General features: G+C 33.4%; 3 protein-coding genes. 2 read left to right on the top strand and 1 reads right to left on the bottom strand.

Translation table 11 applies throughout. The annotated features are described in order from the left end of the window. Positions 1-134: 134 nt before the first annotated feature. Positions 135-602: an IS200/IS605 family transposase gene (gene tnpA / locus WBY99_RS12840; protein ID WP_423976731.1), complete on the top strand. Its 468-nt coding sequence runs from the start codon at positions 135-137 to the stop codon at positions 600-602. 254 nt (positions 603-856) lie between these two features. Then, entirely contained in the window at positions 857-2,596 is a 1,740-nt protein-coding gene (locus WBY99_RS12835; RefSeq protein WP_423976730.1) for an ABC transporter ATP-binding protein, read from the top strand. Between the two features lie 59 nt (positions 2,597-2,655). On the opposite strand, the gene WBY99_RS12830 is transcribed toward WBY99_RS12835, so the two are convergent. After that, positions 2,656-3,942, bottom strand: coding sequence for an aldehyde dehydrogenase family protein (locus tag WBY99_RS12830; RefSeq protein ID WP_423976729.1), 1,287 nt, complete (start codon positions 3,940-3,942; stop codon positions 2,656-2,658). Between the last annotated feature and the right edge of the window lie 29 nt (positions 3,943-3,971).

Here is a 3,971-nt window from a genome sequence, read left to right as displayed (position 1 = left end):
CTTAAAAGATGTGAAAATTATACATTTAAAAATGCATTTCTGCTTTCGTTAAATATTTTCAATATGCTTTAAAACGGAAAAAATAATCAATTTTAGATAAAAAGATTTAACTTTATGAATCTAATTTTTGAATCATGGCTGAAAATAATACTTACACCCAAATTCATATTCAACTAATTTTTGCCGTAAAATTTCGTCAGGCTTTAATACAAAAAGAATGGAAAGATGATTTATATAAATACATCACGGGAATTATTCAAAATAGAAAACATAAATTATTGTGCATTAATGGAATGCCCGATCATGTTCATATTTTAATTGGATTAAGACCGTTTCAATCGGTTTCCGACTTGGTTCAAGAAGTGAAAAGTATTTCTTCAAAATGGATTAATGAAAATCAATTTGTTCCTTTTCGTTTTGAATGGCAAGATAGTTTTGGAGCATTTTCTTATAGTAAATCCCAGATTAATGCGGTAATCAGATATATTGATAATCAGGAAAAACATCATGAAAAAAAATCGTTTTGTGAAGAGTGTGTTGAGTTTTTAGAAAAATTTGAAATTTTATATGACGAAAAATATGTTTTTAAGGATTTGATTTAAACCGATAGTTCGTCGCTCCGCGACTTTCTAAAAAAGACAAATATATTTTCTACAATTGTTCGTCGTTCTGCGACTCACCACAATTGTTGAAAATTTCGAATGTCGATAATTCGTTGCTCTGCGACTTTGCAAATTGAAATTAATTTTCTTCAAGAAATTCCTAATACTGCAATGAATTAAAATTCTTGTGGCAAAACATAATGAAACATCCCGCCTAAATTCCTTATTTTTGCAAAAGAATCTTTAAATAAAATATGAAGCAACAATCCACTTGGGATATTATAAAAAGGCTATTTGTTATCGGAATGAAATTTCGGTCGTGGTTTATGGTCACGCTGATTATTTCGATATTTTTATCCATAATTTCAACGTATCGACCGTATCTCACGATGCAAATTGTAGATTCCGACATCATCAAACTTCGCGACAAAGCGTCGATGATGAAACATATTTATATTTTGGTGGCTTTGGTTTTCGGCGAGACGATTTTGAATTTTTTCTTGGTTTATTTTTCCAATTATATTTCACAAAATGTTATCCGAGATATTCGAGAAAAATTGTATCATAAACTGATTTATTTTCGAACTTCATTTTTCGATAAAACCGCAATCGGGCAATTGGTGACTCGCGCAGTTGGCGATGTAGAGACTATTGCGACGGTTTATACCGACGGATTTTTAATGGTTTTCGGCGATGTTCTAAGAATTGTTTTCGTGCTCTTCATGATGTTTCAGGTCGATGTGCATTTGAGTTATATTTCTTTGGCGATTCTTCCGTTAATGGTTTTAATTACGAGGTTTTTTCAGAAAAGATTAAAAAAAGCCTTTAATGATGAAAGAACTTGGACTTCTAATCAAAATTCTTTCGTTCAGGAAAGACTTTCAGGAATGTCGATTATCCAAGTTTTCAATAGACAAATAGCGGAATTTAAAAAATTTGATGATATTAATATTACTTTAAAATCGGCTTTATTAAAAACCGTTTTTATTTTCTCTTTATTTTTTCCGGTTGTTGAGTTGATTTCTTCTTTATTCATCGGCTTTATCTTGTTTTACGGTGGGTTTATCACCATAACGCCAGGAGCAATTATTGCCTTTATTCAGTTTGTTTCAATGCTCATTCGCCCATTAAGGCAAATCGCTGATCGTTTTAATAATATTCAAAGAGGGATCGTAGGTGCAGAAAGAGTTTTGGGCGTGATGGATGAAGATTTTGCACTTCCCAATAAAGGAAAAATAACCAAAAGTCATTTCGAAGGAAAAATCGAATTTAAAGACGTTTATTTTTCTTACGACGAAAAGCAAGAAGTTCTGAAAGGTATTAGTTTTAAAGTAAATCCGGGAGAAACCGTCGCAATTGTTGGTGCAACCGGAGCTGGGAAATCCACGATTATCAGTTTAATTACAAGATTGTACGATATTAATTCTGGGAAAATTTTATTGGATGATGTCGATTTAAAGGATTATGAATTGTATAATCTTCGAAGTCATATCGGTGTTGTTTTGCAAGATGTTTTTCTTTTTCACGGCAGTATTTTCGAGAATCTTTCTTTTGGTGACGAAACGGTGACTTTAGAAAAAATTAAAAATATTGCAAAAGAAATTGAAGTTGATGATTTTATCGAAAGTCTTCCGGGCGGCTATGGTTACGTCGTGCGGGAAAGAGGATCTTCTATTTCTTTGGGTCAAAGACAGTTGTTATCATTTTTAAGAGCTTATCTTTCTGATCCGAAAATTTTGATTCTCGATGAAGCGACTTCTTCCATCGATCATGAAAGTGAAAAACTCATTCAAAGAGCGACAGAAAAAATCACGAAAAACCGAACTTCAATTATTATTGCACACCGACTTTCAACCATTGAAAAAGCGGATAAAATTATCGTGATGGAACATGGAAAAATCGTAGAAGAAGGTAAACATGCCGAACTTCTTGAAAGAGGTGGGTATTATTCTACGCTTTATCGATCTCAGTTGAAAGTAGTGGAGAGTGAATAAAAAAACCTCCAAGTTTTATAAAGTCTTGAAGGTTTAATTATTGATGATTAAAATTTCTTTTATTTTCCAACCACTGTTCTAATGTTGACAAACTCTTTCAGGGCAAACAAAGAAAGCTCGGTTCCGTAACCTGAAGATTTTGCACCGCCAAAAGGTAATCTAGGGTCAGAACTCGTCGCTTTATTAATGCTTATCGTTCCCGATTCTAAATTATCAATATAGAATTGCTGTCTTTTTTTATCTTTCGTCCAAACAGAATCCGATAAGCCAAACGGAATTTCATTCGCCAATTGTACGGCTTGTTGATCATCTTTAGCAGTCATCACCATTCCGAGTGGACCGAAAAGTTCTTCCTGTAAAATAGGATTTCCAGATTTTACTTTAATTAAACCGGGCACAAATTCATTTACTGAAACCCTTACGAGTGGTAAAATAATTTCTGCACCGTTTTCTAATGCTTTGTTGTACTGATTTTCTAACTCATCTGCTAAATCTGGACGAGCCATTCCTGCTAAATTGGTTTTCTTTTTTAAAGGATCTCCAGCTACAAATTTTTGGTATTCTTTAACAAAAATAGGAAGGAATTTCTTTTCTGTATTTTTTTGAATGATGAATCTTTTTGCTGCGTTACAAGCTTGCCCACAATTCAATAATCTTGATTTTGTTCCGGATTCCGCTGCCTCTGCAAAATCTGCATCATCTAAAATAATGAATGCATCACTGCCACCTAACTCAAGTAATGATTTTTTAATATTTTTTCCTGCGATAGAAGCAACTTCGCCACCGGCTTTTTCGCTACCCGTTAAACTTACCCCTCTCACAATAGGATTTTCTAGCACGGTTTTCACTTCTGCGTGACCAATTTCTAAGTTTTGAAAAACTCCTTTTGAGAAACCCGCTTCTAAGAAAATCTTTTCAATTGCATTTCCGCTGCCGAAACAAATTGAAGCATGTTTTAAAACAACTGTATTTCCTGCCAAGATCGCAGGAACAGCAAAACGAATCACTTGCCAAAATGGAAAGTTCCAAGGCATTACTCCTAAAATTACTCCTTTGGGGATATAATGGATTTCCGAAACTCTAAATTCGGTTTTTATCTTTTCAGGTTTCAAAATGTTTTCTGCTTCGGCATAGTAACGAACCATCAAAGCGCACTTTTTAACTTCAGCAATGGATTGGGAAATCGGCTTGTTCATTTCTTTAGTAATGATTTTTCCGAATTTCTCGGCATTATCGTCAAGAACATTAGCCAAAGTTTTGAGTAGTTGTTGTTTATCTTTAAACGGAACAGTTTTCCAAGTATTAAAAGCTTTTTGGGAGATTTTTAATTTCTTTTCGATATTCATTTTTTTTTGAGATTTTTGAAGTTACAAAT

This window comes from Kaistella sp., from assembly GCF_049588135.1.
GTDB lineage: Bacteria > Bacteroidota > Bacteroidia > Flavobacteriales > Weeksellaceae > Kaistella.
The sequence above is the reverse complement of the archived record's forward strand: the minus strand, read 5'-3'. Positions and strand labels throughout refer to the sequence as shown.

Bases quoted from the DNA above. Each gene is read 5' to 3' on its own strand.
- tnpA (WP_423976731.1), top strand. From the start codon at position 135: ATGGCTGAAAATAATACTTACACCCAAATTCATATTCAACTAATTTTT.
- WBY99_RS12835 (WP_423976730.1), top strand. From the start codon at position 857: ATGAAGCAACAATCCACTTGGGATATTATAAAAAGGCTATTTGTTATC.
- WBY99_RS12830 (WP_423976729.1), bottom strand. From the start codon at position 3,942: ATGAATATCGAAAAGAAATTAAAAATCTCCCAAAAAGCTTTTAATACT.